This window comes from Paraburkholderia dinghuensis, assembly GCF_003837865.1.
GTDB classification, from domain to species: Bacteria; Pseudomonadota; Gammaproteobacteria; order Burkholderiales; family Burkholderiaceae; genus Paraburkholderia; species Paraburkholderia dinghuensis.
Window position 1 is genome coordinate 286227 of the sequence record NZ_RQIS01000003.1, and the last position, 16955, is coordinate 303181.

General features: G+C 65.8%; 13 protein-coding genes. 8 read left to right on the forward strand and 5 right to left on the reverse strand.

Annotated elements, in window-relative coordinates; all coding sequences use genetic code 11:
* Positions 1 to 9 precede the first annotated feature (9 nt).
* The gene (locus D1Y85_RS05885; RefSeq protein WP_246024803.1) at positions 10 to 549 is read right to left on the reverse strand and encodes an META domain-containing protein; all 540 of its coding nucleotides are present in this window, start codon (positions 547 to 549) and stop codon (positions 10 to 12) included.
* Between the two features lie 266 nt (positions 550 to 815).
* Between D1Y85_RS05885 and purT the strand changes: the two genes are divergently transcribed.
* From purT to D1Y85_RS05905, 4 genes are all read left to right on the forward strand, one after another.
* Positions 816 to 2039, forward strand: a complete 1224-nt coding sequence (purT, locus tag D1Y85_RS05890; RefSeq protein ID WP_124150095.1) for a formate-dependent phosphoribosylglycinamide formyltransferase — start codon at positions 816 to 818, stop codon at positions 2037 to 2039.
* Between the two features lie 196 nt (positions 2040 to 2235).
* A complete protein-coding gene (locus D1Y85_RS05895) occupies positions 2236 to 2427 on the forward strand; it encodes a DUF6726 family protein (protein WP_246024796.1) in 192 nt (63 codons plus the stop codon).
* Positions 2428 to 2473: 46 nt separating this feature from the next.
* Positions 2474 to 2878 (forward strand): MliC family protein, encoded by a 405-nt coding sequence (locus D1Y85_RS05900; RefSeq protein WP_124150096.1) that lies wholly within the window; start codon positions 2474 to 2476, stop codon positions 2876 to 2878.
* A gap of 408 nt (positions 2879 to 3286) precedes the next feature.
* Positions 3287 to 4762, forward strand: coding sequence for a DEAD/DEAH box helicase (locus tag D1Y85_RS05905; protein ID WP_124150097.1), 1476 nt, complete (start codon positions 3287 to 3289; stop codon positions 4760 to 4762).
* A gap of 206 nt (positions 4763 to 4968) precedes the next feature.
* Here the strand turns inward: D1Y85_RS05905 and gluQRS are convergent, their stop codons facing one another.
* Together gluQRS and D1Y85_RS05915 are read right to left on the reverse strand one after the other, a co-directional pair.
* Positions 4969 to 5910, reverse strand: coding sequence for a tRNA glutamyl-Q(34) synthetase GluQRS (gene gluQRS, locus D1Y85_RS05910; RefSeq protein WP_246024797.1), 942 nt, complete (start codon positions 5908 to 5910; stop codon positions 4969 to 4971).
* A gap of 23 nt (positions 5911 to 5933) precedes the next feature.
* Positions 5934 to 6821 carry a sulfurtransferase gene (locus D1Y85_RS05915; protein ID WP_124150098.1) on the reverse strand — a complete coding sequence of 296 codons (888 nt, stop codon included), beginning with the start codon at positions 6819 to 6821 and terminating at the stop codon, positions 5934 to 5936.
* 261 nt (positions 6822 to 7082) lie between these two features.
* Here D1Y85_RS05915 and dnaE point away from each other — a divergent pair, with 261 nt between their 5' ends.
* The gene (gene dnaE, locus D1Y85_RS05920) at positions 7083 to 10640 is read left to right on the forward strand and encodes a DNA polymerase III subunit alpha (RefSeq protein WP_124150099.1); all 3558 of its coding nucleotides are present in this window, start codon (positions 7083 to 7085) and stop codon (positions 10638 to 10640) included.
* 66 nt (positions 10641 to 10706) lie between these two features.
* On the opposite strand, the gene D1Y85_RS05925 is transcribed toward dnaE, so the two are convergent.
* Positions 10707 to 11561 carry a glycosyltransferase family 2 protein gene (locus D1Y85_RS05925; RefSeq protein ID WP_124150100.1) on the reverse strand — a complete coding sequence of 285 codons (855 nt, stop codon included), beginning with the start codon at positions 11559 to 11561 and terminating at the stop codon, positions 10707 to 10709.
* Between the two features lie 356 nt (positions 11562 to 11917).
* Here D1Y85_RS05925 and msbA point away from each other — a divergent pair, with 356 nt between their 5' ends.
* Positions 11918 to 13672 (forward strand): lipid A export permease/ATP-binding protein MsbA, encoded by a 1755-nt coding sequence (gene msbA / locus D1Y85_RS05930; protein WP_425466883.1) that lies wholly within the window; start codon positions 11918 to 11920, stop codon positions 13670 to 13672.
* A 95-nt stretch (positions 13673 to 13767) separates the two neighbouring features.
* Here the strand turns inward: msbA and D1Y85_RS05935 are convergent, their stop codons facing one another.
* On the reverse strand, positions 13768 to 15123 hold the full coding sequence (locus D1Y85_RS05935; RefSeq protein WP_124150102.1) for an O-antigen ligase family protein: 1356 nt from the start codon (positions 15121 to 15123) through the stop codon (positions 13768 to 13770).
* Between the two features lie 271 nt (positions 15124 to 15394).
* On the opposite strand from D1Y85_RS05935, the gene D1Y85_RS05940 reads away from it, so the two are divergent.
* Both D1Y85_RS05940 and D1Y85_RS05945 read left to right on the forward strand, forming a co-directional pair.
* On the forward strand, positions 15395 to 16456 hold the full coding sequence (locus D1Y85_RS05940) for a glycosyltransferase family 4 protein (RefSeq protein ID WP_124150103.1): 1062 nt from the start codon (positions 15395 to 15397) through the stop codon (positions 16454 to 16456).
* A 187-nt stretch (positions 16457 to 16643) separates the two neighbouring features.
* The gene (locus D1Y85_RS05945) at positions 16644 to 16952 is read left to right on the forward strand and encodes a DUF4148 domain-containing protein (protein ID WP_124150104.1); all 309 of its coding nucleotides are present in this window, start codon (positions 16644 to 16646) and stop codon (positions 16950 to 16952) included.
* Positions 16953 to 16955: the final 3 nt, after the last annotated feature.

Here is a 16955-nt window from a genome sequence, read left to right on the forward strand (position 1 = left end):
ATGAGGCGCTCACTGGGCGGGCTGCGCCGCCGCGGCGCCGTCCGGATGCTTGAAGGTCAGGCGGTCGCCGTTTTCGAGGATAAGCAGCAGCGAGCGCGGCTCACGCATTTGCACGCCGCTGCGCGCGATGTGGGAGAGGGCGTCGAGGAACACACCTTCGATATCGCCGCCCAGGCCGACACACGCCATGCGAGTGCCGGCCATCTGCCCGAACGAAAGCAAGCCGTTTTTCAGCGTATAGCTGCCCGTGTAACGGTTGCAGCCCGAGAAGCCACTCGCGCGGCGCTGGCCGGTCTCAGTCGACAGATCGAGCGTGATGGGGTGAGCGCCGGCCGCTCCGTTGGTCGCCGCGCCCGGCACTGCGCGCAGCGTGCCATCGGCCTGCTTCCATTCGACTAGCTGCCACTGGGTGTTGTCGAGCAACTGCGTCGCCGCGGGTACGAATGGGTCGGACGGCGGTGCGGATGCGTAGTCGTGGACGGGCATCGTGCACGCGGCCAGCAAAAGGGCGGCGGCGAACGGCGCAATGCGCGACGCGATCAGGCGCATGGAAAAGCCCCCCGGTTTGCGTCCGGTCTGGAGTCCGGGTTTGCGTCGCGGCGGGCGCGTGCTCGAGCGGATTGGCATCGCATCGGTCCTCGTATTCAGCGAAGGCGTAAGCGTAACGCAGTAGTGGGGATGCGCGCGAGACAATCATCGAGTTCCCTGTGCGCCGACGTCCTTCGCACGCGGGGCGCGGCAGCGCTTTCCTGTGTTCGCGCGTGTTAACATCGGCGCTCTTTCGTATCGTGCAACACCGTCATTCTGGAGACATCATGGAGATCGGCACCCGCATCGGCACGCCGCTGTCCGCCTCGGCCACGCGCGTCATGCTGCTCGGCGCAGGCGAACTGGGCAAGGAAGTGATCATCGCGCTGCAGCGCCTCGGCGTCGAAGTGATCGCCGTCGACCGCTACGAAAACGCGCCGGGCCATCAGGTCGCGCATCGCGCGCACGTGATCGACATGGCCGATCCCGAGGCGCTGCGCGCCCTGATCGATGCCGAGCGCCCGCATCTCGTCGTACCCGAGATCGAGGCCATCGCCACCGACGCGCTCGCCGCCGTCGAATCCGAGGGCGTCGCCGAGGTGATTCCGACCGCGCGCGCCGCCCAGCTCACGATGAACCGTGAGGGCATCCGATGCCTCGCCGCCGAGGAGTTGGGTCTCGCCACCTCGCCCTACGCGTTCGCCGACTCGCTCGACGAACTGAAAGCGGGCGTTGCGAAGGTCGGCTACCCGTGTGTGGTGAAGCCGGTCATGTCGTCGTCGGGCAAGGGGCAATCGGTCGTGCGCAGCGACGCCGACGTCGAGAAAGCGTGGGAGTACGCGCTCGCGGGCGGGCGTGTGAACCGTGGCCGTGTGATCGTCGAAGGCTTCATCAACTTCGATTACGAAATCACGCAGTTGACCGTGCGCGCCATCGACCCGGCGAGCGGTCAGGTGAACACGTATTTCTGCGATCCGATCGGCCATCTGCAGGTGGATGGCGACTACGTCGAATCGTGGCAGCCGCAACCAATGAGCCCGAAGGCGCTCGAACGCTCGCGCGAGATCGCGCACAAGGTGACCGAGGCGCTCGGCGGGCGCGGGATTTTCGGCGTCGAACTGTTCGTGCGCGGCGATGAGGTGTGGTTCTCTGAAGTGAGTCCGCGCCCGCACGACACGGGCCTCGTCACGCTCGCGTCACAGCGCTTTTCCGAGTTCGAACTGCACGCGCGCGCCATCCTCGGCTTGCCGGTCGATACGACGGCCCGCGCTCCGGGCGCGTCAGCCGTGATCTATGGCGGGCTCGAAGCACACGGCATCGCGTTCGAAGGGGTGCGGGCGGCGCTGTCGGTGCCGGATTCGGACCTGCGGCTCTTCGGCAAGCCGGAGAGCTTCGTGAAGCGCCGTATGGGCGTCGCACTCGCGACCGGGGTCGACGTCGAAGAAGCGCGTGCGCGTGCGCGCGCATCGGCGGCGGCGGTTCGCCCGGTGCCGGGCTTCCCGGCGGACTGAGCGGTCGACACCCGCATCGGCGCGCTGCATTCCGCCCCGGCCACACCGTCATGCTGCTCGGCGGACGGAGCGGCGCAGCGTCGACGCGGACGGAGCGCGCATGGCGATGAGCGTCGCATAATCGCCGGATGGTGCAGTGCGCACGGCGTTTGTGCGCCTGCCTGTCTATCGTGATGTATGAAGACAGGAGCATCCGATGAAGATATCGATACCTTTTCGCTGGGCGCGCCTCGTCGTGGCCGCCGCGTGGGGGCTCGTTGCACTGTCGGGCTGTGGTCTCGCAGCGGCGCCATGCCGCGTGGCTTCCGCGGGGCTGAAAATCGTGCCGGTAGTCGGCCACGCCGCCGCGGCGCCAACCGATGCCTGCGCCGCAGTGATCGACCCTTGATTACCCGCACGCGGGGCAACGAACGACGCAACCGTGAGAGGACGCGATGAAGAACAAGCACAGACGCGTTGCAGATCGGGTGAGCCGGGCGGCTCATACCGCGGCGTTGCTGGCCCTCGTCTGCGGCGCAGCCGCGGTGCGCGCGCACGCCGCGCAACTGGTCGTGCATGAGATCCAGACGCAGGCGCGTCACACGTTCAGTTACACCTGTGCCAACGGCAAGACTTTCAAGGTCACCTATCTCAACGCGAAGAACGGCCAGAGCTTCGCGGTGGTGCCGGTGCAGGGACGGGACCTCCTGTTCGTCTCGACCATCGCTGCGTCGGGCGTGAAGTATCAGGCGGACCGCTACACGTGGTGGACGAAGGGGCCGCGCGCCGATCTCTTCGATGCCACGGCAGGCGAAAACGCAGCGCCGGTGCTCGCCGGCTGCGCGACGATCATGCGCTGAGCGCGCGCCGCTTCTGCGTTGTCAATGCGCCGCTTTTCGCGGGCGCTCCGAATGATGGGGCGCGACCACGCCGCGCGGGACGAGGCGCGCCCTTACGCAGGGGCCTTAGCGCGTTACCAGTGGGATTTATGCCAGGGTGCTACAATACCGCGCTTTCGGCGGGGTTCGCCGGCCGCAGAAAAATGCTGCGTGCCGCTCGACCTGTCGGATGACAGCCGGGGGAAGCGCGAAGCGCGCGACCTTGCGTCCGGGCCGATTCGTCGGTGCGGGAGCGACACCCCGGCCGTACGCCGGTGACTTGCGCCGGGCGTACTCCTCGCGGCCCGCCGGGCTGCGAGCCGCGACCCGCGCGCCCGGCCGTCAGTGCCGCAGCGCCAAGCGCTCAGGCGCCTTTATAGCGAAGCCACCATGTCCGACACCGACGTCAAGCCCAGTACTGCGACCTTCGACCAGTTTGGCCTTGCACCCGAAATTCTCAAGGCGATCGACGAGCAGGGCTACACAACGCCCACGCCCATCCAGGCGCAGGCGATCCCCGTGGTGCTCACGGGCCGCGACGTGATGGGCGCCGCGCAGACCGGCACCGGCAAGACCGCGAGTTTCTCGCTGCCGATTCTCCAGCGCCTGTTGCCCAACGCGAGCACGAGTGCTTCGCCCGCCCGCCATCCGGTGCGTGCACTGATCCTCACGCCGACACGCGAACTGGCCGACCAGGTCGCCGCCAACGTGCGCTCGTATGCGACGCACACGCCGCTGCGTAGCGCGGTGGTGTTCGGTGGCGTCGACATGAATCCGCAGTCCGACGAACTGCGTCGCGGCGTCGAGATCCTGATCGCGACGCCGGGCCGCCTGCTCGACCACGTCCAGCAGAAGACGACGAATCTCGGCCAGGTGCAGATGCTCGTCCTCGACGAAGCCGACCGCATGCTCGACATGGGCTTCCTGCCGGATCTGCAGCGCATTCTGAATCTGCTGCCGAAGGAGCGCCAGACGCTGCTGTTTTCGGCGACGTTCTCGCCGGAAATCAAGAAGCTCGCGGCCACGTATCTGCGTACGCCACAGACCATCGAAGTCGCGCGCAGCAACTCGACGGCCACGAACGTCACGCAGGTCGTCTACGAAGTCGCCGAGGGCGACAAGACCGGCGCCGTCGTGCAACTGATCCGCGAGCGCGGCCTGAAGCAGGTGATCGTGTTCTGCAACAGCAAGATCGGCGCGAGCCGCCTCGCGCGCTCGATCGAGAAGCAGGGCATCGTCGCGGCGGCGATTCACGGCGACCGCTCGCAGAACGAACGCATGCAGGCGCTCGATGCGTTCAAGCGCGGCGAGATCGAGGCGCTTGTCGCAACCGACGTGGCCGCTCGCGGCCTCGACATCGTCGAACTGCCGGCCGTGATCAACTTCGATTTGCCGTTCAATGCGGAAGACTACGTGCACCGCATCGGCCGCACGGGCCGCGCAGGCGCGTCGGGCGACGCGCTTTCGCTGTGCAGCCCGAACGAGAAGAAGCAGCTCGCCGACATCGAGAAGCTCATCAAGCGTCCGCTGACGGTGGAGCGTCTTGTCGTCGATGCGCCTGCCGTGCATCACGAGAGCGGCAGCAGAGGTCGTCACGACCGCGGTGAGCGTAGTGAGCGCTCGGCCCATGGCCATCGCCGCACGGGGTCGTTCGACCGGCCGCATCATCGTGCGCAGGCCGTCGATGAGTTCTTCCTCAAGCCCTATGAGCCGTCGCCGTCGGCGCGCAATGCCGCCGACGACACGAACGTGACGAACAACACCGTCACGCCGCAGAAGCCGCAGTCGAAGCAGCCGCTCGCGGCGCTGTTGGGCGGCCTCGGGGCGTCGTGGCGCAACAAGCCTTCTTCGTCTTCGTCGAACTGACGTATAACCTCGGCGCAGGTGCAGGTAGAAACAAAACGGCGTGCCAGGCGGCACGCCGCTTTGCTTTGCGGGGTCTGAATGGCGTGCGCCGTGCTCGCGGACATTGCGGGCGAGTGGCTGGTGTGGCCGCCGCGCCTTGATCGCCTGACTCAGTCTGCCGCGTTCCGATCGCCGTGCTTCGGCCGCCGGGTTTCAGGCCACCGTATTCAGCCCATGACTGGCGGCAACTGCGCGAGCCGACGCCGCCAGGCGTCGATGGCGTCAGCATGAAAAGCTTTGAGCGTGGCTGGTGCGGGATCGCGCAATTCGAGCCCCAGATGCCGGGCCGCCGCGACAAGCGCATCGAGCGGACGCACACCATCGAGCGCCTGCGCGCCGGTCTGTTTCGAGAGCTTCTCGCCGTCGTCGTTGGTCACGACCGGAACATGCAGGTAAGTCGGTGAAGGCACACCGAGGCAGCGTTGCAGCCAGATCTGGCGCGCCGTCGAGTCGAGCAGGTCCGCGCCGCGCACGACGTGTGTGATGCCCTGTTCGGCGTCGTCGACGACCACGGCAAGCTGGTACGCCCACTGACCGTCCGCGCGCAGCAGCACGAAGTCGCCCACATCGGTTGCGAGATTCTGCGACTGCGGCCCTTGCCAACGGTCGTCGAAGCGGATCACCGCCGCGCCCGGCGGTGCGTCATCGGGCACGCGCAGGCGCCACGCGCGTGCGCGCTTTCCGTGCAGGCCGTTGCGGCAGGTGCCGGGGTAAATCAGCGTGGTATTGCGCTGATGCGCGTGCAGTTGCGAATCGGCGATTTCCTTGCGCGTGCAACCGCACGGATAGACGTGGCCCGTCGCAAGCAACTCGTCGAGCGCCGCGCGATATCGATCGATTCGTGCGCTTTGCCAGACGGGAGGTTCGTCGGCGTGAAAGCCGAAGCGTTCGAGTGTCGCCAGGATGTCCTGCGCTGCGCCGGGCACCGTACGCGGCCCATCGATGTCCTCGATGCGCACGAGCCACGCACCGCCGTGCGCACGCGCGTCGAGCCAGCTCGCGAGCGCCGAGACGAGCGAGCCGTAATGCAGCGGGCCCGTCGGCGAGGGGGCGAAGCGGCCGCGGTAGGGGAGATGACCGGGTGCGCTCACGCAGTGGGTGTCGCTCACGCGCGCGTGCTTTTTCCGTGCGCTCAGGCGGCCAGGCCGTCCTGTGCCGAAGGGGTGCCGCCTTGCTCGCGCGCCGGATGGCACGCCGGGCAGCTCGTGCCCGCGACATAGAGCGGCGATGCCTGTCCGGCCGGCGTCACGACGGCACGGCACGCGAAGCATTGCACGGTGTCGGTGGCCTCGAGGTTTGGATTGAGCGCGGTGCGCTGGTCGAACACGAAGCAGTCGCCGTGATAATGCGCGCCGCCCACTTCCTCGAAGTATTTGAGAATGCCGCCTTCGAGCTGGTAGACGTGATCGATGCCCGCTTCCTTCATGTGGATGGCGGCCTTCTCGCAGCGGATCCCGCCCGTGCAGAACGACACGACGGTCTTGCCTTCGAGATCAGCGCGGTTCGCTTCGATCACAGCGGGGAATTCGCTGAACTTGTCGATGCGGTAGTCGAGCGCACGCTCGAACGTACCGACGTCCACTTCGAAGGCGTTGCGCGTGTCGAGCATCACGACCGGGCGGCCCTCGTCGTCGTGGCCGCGGTCGAGCCAGGCCTTCAGCGTGACCGGCGCAACCGACGGCGCACGGCCCTCTTCGGGACGGATCGCCGGTTTCTTCATCGTGATGATCTCGCGCTTCAGGCGCACGAGCATGCGATTGAACGGGCGCGTTTCGGAGAAGCTTTCCTTGAACTGCAGCGTCGCGAACTTGCCCTCGAAGAGCGGATCGTGGCGGATGTAGTCGATGAAGGTGCGCACGGCGGCTTCATCGCCCGCGACGAACAGATTGATGCCTTCCGGCGCGAGCAGGATCGTGCCCCGCAAGTCGAGCGACTTGCAGCGTTCGAGGACTTGCGCTCGCCATTCGACTGTCTTGTCGAGCGTCGCGAACTGATAGGCGGAGAGATTGAGGATGCGCATGGACAGAACTGGTGAGACTCGCCCGCCTCTCGTCTGGCGCTGTCGGGAGGCCGCGCGGCGGGCGCAATCTCGTATTATCGCTCATCCGTGCTTCGAGGCGCTTCGCGCCGGCATGCGCCATCCATCGTCGGTCGCGCGGCGCTGGACGACGGGCGCAAGGGCCGATGCACCGGTGTAAGGCCCCACAGCGGGCCAACGACGCCTTATCCGTATGGCCAACGCCGTCGCGACGGCCCGAATTCGCCCGAGGCTGGAGTTACAATGACGCGCATGTCAGATCCCCGCTTCGTTCATCTTCGCGTCCACTCCGAATTTTCGATTGCCGACGGCATCGTGCGCCTCGACGACCTCGTCAAGGCGGCGGCCAAAGACGGCCAGGGGGCGCTCGCACTCACCGACCTCAGCAACGCATTCGGCCTCGTTCGTTTCTACAAGGAGGCGCGCGGCAAAGGGGTCAAACCCATTGCCGGCTGCGACGTCTGGATCATGAATCCGGACGATCGCGACAAGCCTTCACGCCTGTTGCTGCTCGTGAAGGACAGGCGCGGTTACCTGAACCTCTGCGAGCTGCTTTCGAAGGCGTGGCTGACGAACCAGTATCGCGGCCGCGCGGAAGTCGACGTCGCGTGGCTCGAAGCTGGGCTCGGCGAAGGGCTGCTCGCGGTCTCGGGCGCCCAGCAGGGCGATATTGGACTCGCGCTTGCGGCGGGCAACGTCGAAAGTGCGAAGCGTCACGCGCAACGGTGGGCCACGCTGTTCCCGAACGGCTTCTACATCGAACTGCAGCGCTGTGGCCAACCGGGCGGTGAGCCATACGTGCAACAGGCGGTCGCGCTGGCGGCGGACCTGAAGCTGCCCGTGGTCGCCACGCACCCGATGCAGTTCATGGAGGCCGACGAATATACGGCGCACGAAGCGCGCGTGTGCATCTCGGAAGGCGACATCCTCGCGAATCCGCGCCGCCAGAAACGCTTCACCACGGACCAGCGCTTCCAGTCGCAGGAGGAAATGACCGCGCTTTTTGCGGACATTCCGTCGGCGATCACGAACACGATCGAAATCGCGAAGCGCTGCAATCTCACGCTCGAACTCGGCAAGCCGAAGCTGCCGCTCTTTCCGACGCCGGACGGCCTTTCGCTCGACGACTATCTCGTGCAGCTCTCGAAAGATGGCCTCGAAAAACGCCTCGTGCAGCTGTACCCCGACGAAGCGGAGCGTGAGAAAGAGCGTGCGCACTACTATGAACGTCTGGAATTCGAGTGCGGGACCATCATCAAGATGGGCTTCCCGGGCTACTTCCTGATCGTCGCGGACTTCATCAACTGGGCGAAGAACAACGGCGTGCCGGTCGGGCCGGGCCGGGGCTCGGGTGCGGGCTCGCTCGTCGCTTACGCGCTCGGCATTACCGACCTCGATCCGCTGCGCTACAACCTGCTGTTCGAGCGCTTCCTGAATCCGGAACGCGTGTCGATGCCCGACTTCGATATCGATTTCTGCCAGCACGGACGGGACCGCGTCATTCAGTACGTGAAGGAGAAGTACGGCGCGGACGCGGTTTCGCAGATCGCGACGTTCGGCACCATGGCCGCAAAGGCGGCCGTGCGCGACATCGGCCGCGTGCTCGACCTCGGCTACAACTTCACGGACGGCGTGGCGAAGCTCATCCCGTTCAAGCCGGGCAAGCACGTCACCATCGCCGACGCGATGAAGGAAGAGCCGCTCCTTCAGGAGCGCTACGACAACGAAGACGAAGTACACCAGCTGCTCGACCTCGCGCAGCGCGTGGAGGGCCTCACGCGTAACGTCGGCATGCACGCGGGCGGCGTGCTGATCGCGCCGGGCAAGCTGACGGATTTTTGCCCGCTCTACACGCAGGGCGACGAAAGCGGCGTCGTGAGCCAGTACGACAAGGACGACGTGGAAGCCGTCGGCCTCGTGAAGTTCGACTTTCTGGGCCTCACTACGCTGACGATCCTCGACTGGGCCGAGCGCTATATCCGCATGCTCGATGAGTCGAAGAAAGACTGGTCGCTCGCGCAAGTGCCGCTCGACGACGCGGCTTCGTTCCAGATCCTCAAGAAAGCGAACACGGTCGCCGTGTTCCAGCTTGAAAGCCGCGGCATGCAGGGCATGCTGAAAGACGCCCAGCCCGACCGCTTCGAGGACATCATCGCGCTCGTGGCACTGTATCGTCCGGGTCCGATGGACCTGATTCCGAGCTTCTGCGCGCGTAAGCACGGGCGCGAGGTCGTGGACTATCCGGATCCGCGCGTCGAGCCCGTCCTGAAAGAGACCTACGGCATCATGGTCTATCAGGAGCAGGTGATGCAGATGGCGCAGATCATCGGCGGCTACTCGCTCGGCGGCGCGGACTTGCTGCGCCGCGCGATGGGCAAGAAGAAGGCCGAGGAGATGGCCGAGCATCGCGAGATCTTCGCGACGGGCGCCGCGACCAACGGGCTCACGCGCGAGAAGTCCGACGAAATCTTCGACCTGATGGAGAAGTTCGCGGGCTACGGCTTCAACAAGTCGCACGCGGCTGCCTACGCGCTGCTCGCGTACTACACGGCGTGGCTCAAGGCACACCACCCGGCCGAATTCATGGCAGCCAATATGTCGCTCGCCATGGACGACACCGACAAGGTGAAGATCCTCTTCGAGGACTGCATCACGAACGGCATGAAGGTGCTGCCGCCGGATGTCAATGCGTCGGCGTATCGCTTCGAGCCTGTCGCTGAAACGAACGGCTCGCGCTCGCGCACGATCCGCTATGGCCTCGGCGCGATCAAGGGCAGCGGCCAGAACGCAATCGAAGAAATCCTGCGTGCGCGTGAAGAAGGCGGGCTCTTCAAGGACCTGTTCGACTTCTGCGAGCGTATCGACCGCCGTCTCGTGAATCGCCGCACGATCGAAGCGATGATCCGCGCGGGCGCATTCGACACGATCCACGCGAATCGCGCGCAACTGCTCGCTTCGGTGCCGATGGCGATGGAAGCTGCCGACCAGGCGAGCGCCAACGCCATGCAGGCCGGCCTCTTCGACATGGGCGACGCGCCGCTCGCCGCGCATGAACTGGTGGATGAACCCGCGTGGGCCGAGAAGCGCAAGCTTCAGGAAGAGAAGGGCGCGCTCGGGTTCTATCTTTCGGGGCACCTGTTCGACGCCTACAAGGACGAGGTGCGCCGATTCGTGCGCCAGAAGATCGGCGACCTGAAGGAAGGGCGGGACAAGCTGATCGCGGGCGTGATTGCATCGCTGCGCACGCAGATGACCCAGCGCGGCAAGATGCTGATCGCGCTGCTCGATGACGGCTCCGGCCAGTGCGAAGTGACGGTCTTCAACGAACAGTTCGAGGCGCACAAGGCGCTCTTCAAGGAAGACGAACTGCTCGTCGTGCAGGGTGGGGCGCGCAACGACGCGTTCACGGGCGGCATCCGCTTCACCGTCGACACCGTGATGGACCTGGAGCGTGCGCGCAGCCGCTATGCGCAGGCCGTGAAGCTGGAGATGAATGGCAACGCGAATGCGCAGGCGCTGCGCGCCGTGCTGGAGGCGCATCGCGCGAAGCCCGACGATACGCTGCCCGCACCTGCTGCAGACACGCGCGCACGCGGTGGCCGCGAGGGTGGCGGCGGGTACGGACGCGAGCGCGCCCAGGTGGTGATTCCGAACGGACTCGCCGTGCAGATCGTCTATCGCAACGCGAGCGCGGAAGGTGAAGTGCGGCTTGGCGATGCGTGGCGCGTCAAACCGACGGATGAACTGCTTGCGGCGCTGCGTGGCGAATTCGCTGGCAGTTCGATTGAGATCGTGTACTGACGCTCGTTCGCCATGCGAAGGCCGCGCGAAGTCTCTGACTTCGCGCGGCCTTCGCACATCTGGAATCTATTTCCGTGCTTCGCCCTTCTTCGCGACGCGGCCATCGCGTGTGAGCAGCGCGAGCTTCACGTAGCGGTAGTAGGTCGTCTCGGCGTTGTTGATGGCGAGCATCAGCCCCTCGGGGCCGTCGAGGAAGCCCGCGCGCAGCACCCACGTGCGGAAGAACGCCCAGAATCCCTTGCCAAGCGCCTTGCCGAGCGATGAGCGCTTGCCGGCCTCGGCCATCGTCAGCGCGCCGGCCGTCGAATATGCGTTGGTCTTCTCCAGCGCTTCGTGCAGGTCGGGCATCGAGAGGTGGATGATCGGCCCGTCGAAACGGCCGACCGTCCCCTGGATTTCCAGGTGCGTATGCGTGCGAACGTCGGTGAAGCGCGCGCTGCCGCGTCGGAAGATCCGCTCGATGCGGTCCGGCCACCAGCCCGAATGCTTCATGAAGCGGCCGCAGAAGCTGGAGCGGCGGGGCGTCGAAAACGCGGCGTGCGGCGTGCCTTTCGCGAGCAGCGCCTCCAGTTCGGCGCGCAGTTCGGGGCTCACACGTTCGTCGGCATCGAGGCACATCACCCAGTCGCCGTGCGCTTCGGCGAGCGCTCGGTTCTTCTGCGGGCCGTCGCCGGGCCAGTCCGTTTCGAATACCCGTGCACCTAGCGAGCGGCACAGGTCGGGCGTACCGTCCGTGCTGCCGGAGTCGAACACGATGGTTTCCATCGCGAGCCCGCGCACGGATTCGATGCAGTCGCGAATGTCATGTGCCTCGTTCATCGCGACGACGATGACCGAAAGCGTCGCGCGCTCGGCGCCGTTTGCCCCGCGGGCGACCGTGGCCGGGGCGGGTTGCGTGGTCGAGGAAAGTCCTTCGGACATGAGGGTGACGCCTGTTGTGGACGGATAGCGGGAGCGAGTCCGGCGGCAGGGCGGCGCGGCTCGCGGAGGTGCGTATTCTAGACCATGCCTTCCAGCGCGGGCCGGGTTGCCCGTTCGTTGCCGGTCCCCGGAAAGCGACGACGACGCGCTACGGCGTCCGTTCCGTCCCCGAAATCAGCGCCGACACGCCGTCGCGTGCACCCGACGCGCATCCCGTCGCATCGAGCGGCCCACCGCGCGGAGCGTTTACAATGCGGTACCCCGTTGCCGGCCCAAGCGCCGGGTAACGGCGTTCGTGAGCATTTCCAGAGGATTCCTTGAGCAAGCAGCCCCACCAGTCCACTCTCAGCAAGCCGATCGGCACCGGTCAGGCTTCGTCTCCGGCGTCTGTCGGACGGCGGCTCTGGCCGTATCTCAAGCCGCTCCTCGGGGTGGCGATCGCAGCCGTGCTCACGCTCGCCCTCGTGGCCGCGACGGAAGCCGGCATTCCCGCGCTTCTCAAGCCGCTGCTCGACCACGGTTTCGGCACGAGCGGCAGCCCGATCGCCAAATGGCTCGTTCCCGCCGCCGTGATCGGGCTTTCGCTCGTGCGCGCGCTCGCGCAATACGCGTCGGGTTATCTGCTGCAGTACACGTCCAACAAGATCCTGCTGGAACTGCGCATCAAGATGTTCGAGCGGATGATCCATGCAAGCGTCGGGTTTTTCCAGCGCGAGACGGCGAGCACGGTCATCAACGCGATCGTCTTCGAGGTCAACCAGATCCTGAACGTGCTGATGGGCGTGCTGGTCACCGCCGTGCGCGACTCGCTCACGGTGGTCTTCCTGCTCGGCTACCTGTTCTACCTCAACTGGCGTCTCACGCTGATCGTGGCCGTGCTGCTGCCGGCTATCGGCTGGCTCGTCAGCAAGATCAACCGTCGTCTGCGGCGCCTGAACCGCGAGAGCCAGTTGCTGACGAACGAGTTGTCGTACATCGTCGAAGAAACCGTGGGTGGCTACAAGGTCGTCAAGGTTCACAACGGCGAGCGCTACGAAATGGACCGCTTCGGCGAAATGAGCCGCCGCCTGCGCGGCTACCAGATGCGCATGGTGGTCCACGGCGGACTCGCGCAGCCGCTCACGCAGTTCCTCGCTTCCATCGCGCTCGCCATTGTCGTGACGATCGCCGTGGTGCAGGCGTCGCACGATCAGACGACCGTCGGCGGCTTCGTCGCGTTCGTGACGTCGATGCTGCTCGTGATTTCGCCGCTCAAGCACCTGATCGATGTGAACCAGCCGCTTCAGCGCGGCATGACGGCGGCCGAGCTGATCTTCGGTCTGATCGACGAGCCGGCCGAGCCCGTCGGCGGCGGAAAGCCGCTCGATCGGGCGCGCGGCGAGGTCGAGTTCCGCAGCGTCTCATTTACCTATGGACCGGGCGGGCGGCCGATTCTCGAAAACGTGTCGTTCAGCGCCGCACCGGGCGAGATGATTGCGCTCGCGGGTCCGTCGGGCAGCGGCAAGACAACGCTCGTGAACCTGCTACCGCGCTTTTTCGATCCGAGCGGCGGGCAGATTCTGGTCGACGGCGTGCCGCTGGCGGACTACGACGTCCACGCGCTGCGCAGTCAGATCGCGCTGGTGAGCCAGGACGTGACGCTCTTCAACGACACCGTGTCGAACAACGTCGCCTATGGCCAGAAGGCCGACCGCGAGCGCGTCGAGAAGGCGCTGCGCGCGGCGAACCTGTGGGACACGATCGCCGCGCTGCCGGAGGGCATGGACACGCTCGTAGGCGACAACGGCATGAAGCTTTCGGGTGGCCAGCGCCAGCGTCTCGCAATCGCGCGCGCAATCTATAAGGACGCGCCGATCCTCATCCTCGACGAGGCCACGTCGGCGCTCGATTCGGAATCGGAGCGCCACGTGCAGGCGGCGCTCGAAACGTTGATGGCGGGACGCACGACGCTCGTGATCGCCCACCGCCTGTCGACCATCGAGCGCGCGGACCGCATCCTCGTGATGGAGGCGGGGCGTATCGTGGAGCGCGGGTCGCATCAGCAGTTGCTCGAACAGCGCGGCCTCTACGCGCATCTGCATCAGATCCAGTTCCAGCAAAACGCGGCGTAAGCCGCTCGCAAAGCGAGTCTTTCAGTCGCGGGGCGCCGCAGCGCCCCGCGGCACGTTTCGTCGCTGTGTCTTTCGTATCGGGCCGCGGGTCGGGTTCAGGAAGAAGATGCGACCGGGGGCCTTGCATCTGACTGCACGTGGCCATGCGCGCGAGCCTGGACGGTGTCTCGCTGCGTTTGCGCCCGGAGTGCGTCCAGTGCGCATTCGCGTCTGCGCGCGACGATCGCCGCCAGAAAGGTGGCCGTGAGAAGCGCGAGCACCACGGTCACCATGATCGGCACGAAGACGTCGATCGTCAGCCCGAACAGGATCGTGCTGAATGAGACCGCAAGTCCGCTGCACGCTGCGGTGCGGATCACAGGGTCGGTGTCTCGCCGTGCGCGCCAGAAATAAACGGATGTCCCGAAGTACACGACGAAGATGCTCGCCGCACCGATGGCGCCCATCTCCGCGAGCGCCGAGAAGAAGTCGCTATGCGCGCGCTCGTTGATGATATGCGGACTGGCAATACCACGCTCAGCGAGGTCGCGGATCGCGCTCCTCAGATGCCCCTTGCCTACGCCATAAATCGGGTGCTGCTCGAAGAGCGTGATCGACGCGCGCCAGAGCTGCAATCGCTCTCCGACCGATGTGTTCTCCTCGCCGCGTTCGAGGAGGGAGACGTCCCTGGTGGCGTCGATAAAGCGCTGGTGGATGCGTTCAGTGGAGAGGAGCGCGGCCACGCACGCCGCGATGCACACCGCCGCAACGACGATACGCTTCCAGTGCGTGAACCATCCGTACTGCACGCCGATCAGGATCAGGAATAGCGGAATGGCGATCCAGCCGCCGCGCGTGCCGGAGAGATACGAGGCGACGCCGCCCGCGACCAGCCCGAGCAGCTTGACGACCAGCGCGAACGCGCGGTGCCGGCGATCCCAGCCGAACGTAAACAGGCTGAGAAATGCGAAGAGCAGTGCGGTATCGCCGAACGGTATCGGGTTGGTGTAGTAGTTCGTGAGGCGTACCGTGGCGCTCCAGTCGCCTGCCGGTGGGGCGATGATCAACCAGGCGCTCGCCGCCAGCGCACCGAGCGCACAGCCCCAGCCGATGGCGGCGAGATTGCGCGAAGGCAGACGGCACAGCATCACGAAGATGGGCACGGCGAGTGCGAAGCGGGAGAGCGGATCGAACTGACGCGGATCCCAGTAGCCGTATACGGCTTGCTGGACGAGCATCGCCGTGACTGGGACGACCATCGCGGCGACGTACCACGGGTGCGCGCGCAACGGCGCGAAGTAGTCGCGGTCGTGCCGGTTCACCCACGCTTGCTGCAAGGCAATCGCGAGCAAGAGGAAGAAGCAGTAGCCGGTTCCTCCGCGCCAGACAAGGTTGACGGCCGGTGCGAGGAGCAAAAGCAGCGTGACGAAGGGAACCAGGCGGCGAGGCAAGAACTTTGGTGCGTCATTCATGGCGGCTGGTGCGAATCGCTCGGGCTGTTGTTGTGGCGACATAATCCTTTAGGCGCGGTGTTCTGCGCGACGGAGGATCAACGGGACGCTCTCATGCCCATACCGCATCGATTATACCGAACGGCCTTTCTGCGGCACGGAAAGCGGTGCGCCTTGAAAGAGCCGCCGGAAGTCTCGCCGCGCCATGCCGGCGCTATATAATCGGCGCGCGCCGCATCCGGCGCCCGTAAAGGCGATAACCGCCGTATAACACACCATGTCGGATGGGGTCATGAAGATCGGAATCTCCAGCAACGCGCTCAAGCACAGCGGCGGTCTCGAACGGTACGCCATGGACCTCGTGCGCGGGCTGGCCGCTCGGGGCCACCGGCCTGCCTTCTTCGCGCGCAAGTTCGATCTCGCGGTGCCGGAGTGTCAGCTCGTCGACCGGTATCGCATCAACGTCTCCTTCCTGCCCGGCAAGTGGCGCGATGCGTGGTTTTCGACGCAACTCGCGGCGCTGCGCAAACGGGCGGACGTGGACGTCCTGATCGGCTGCAACCGTGTCGATTCATCGGAGATTGCGATCTGCGGCGGCACGCACCGTGGCTTTCTGCGGGCGACCGGCCGCCCGATGCGCCGGTCCGACCGCTGGCAGATCGAACTCGAAAGCCGCCAATACGAGCGTTCGCGCGTGATCGTCGCGCATTCGGACCTGATGCGCGCGGAACTACTCGAACTGTACAACGTGGACGACGCGAAAATCCGCGTGCTCTATCCACCCGTCGACGGTGCGCGCTTCTCGCCCGTCGATGACGCCGCGCGCGCCGCGCTACGCGCGTCCTATGGCTTTGGCGAGCACGAAACGGTGCTGCTCTTCCCGTCGAGCAGTCACGACCGCAAGGGACTTCCGCTCATCGAATCGGTCGTGAACGCGCTTGATCTGCCGGTAGTCGTCGCGGTGGCGGGGCGGCCACCCGAGCGCACGAGCGCGCACGTGCGCTATATCGGCTACGTGAAAGACCTCGAAAACGCCTACCGCGCCGCCGACTACGCGATCCTTGCATCGAAGTACGAACCGTTCGGGCTCGTCGGCATCGAATCGGCGATGTGCGGCACGCCCGTGATTCTCTCGTCGAATATTGGCTGCTGCGACGCCATTGCCGACGCCGCGAAGCACGTCTTCCGGCCGGGCGATGCCGCCGACCTGCGCCGCGTGATCGAGGAGCTGGTCGCGGGCTGCAAGCGCCGCGTCACGCCAGCCGATGGCGCCGCCATCCTCTATGACGCGAGCGTCGATGCCCACGTCGGCCAGCTTCTTTCGCTTGCAGCGGATATCGTTGCGGCACGATAGTTTCGCCCTGCGTATGCGCGTCGCGAACGGCCGCGAGGCGGGCGTGCCACGGATTCTGCTCGATCCTGCAAAGATCCTCTGAAGATCCAGGGGTTAACCCTCGGGATTGATCCTCCTACACTGCGTACATCGGTCACATGCACACACCGCCGCATGCGGACCGCACCAGTCAAATGGAGGTAATACCGTGAAGTCCCTGATTCAAGCCGTTGCTGTTGCCGCCGCACTCATCGTTCCCGTTGTTTCGTACGCCCAGGCAAATTCGCCTATCACCCGCGCGCAGGTCCGCGCGGAACTCGAGCAACTCGAGAAGACCGGCTACCGCGTCGGCGATGGCGACAACGCGCACTATCCCGAGGCGATCCAGGCCGCCGAAGCGCGCGTGGCGGCAGCGAACGGCAACTCCGGGTACGGTGGCGTGGCCAACGGCACGTCGCAGGCCGGTGGCGGCGCGAAGGTATCGCAGAAAGACTGGGACGCGATGTACAGCCACTAAGCA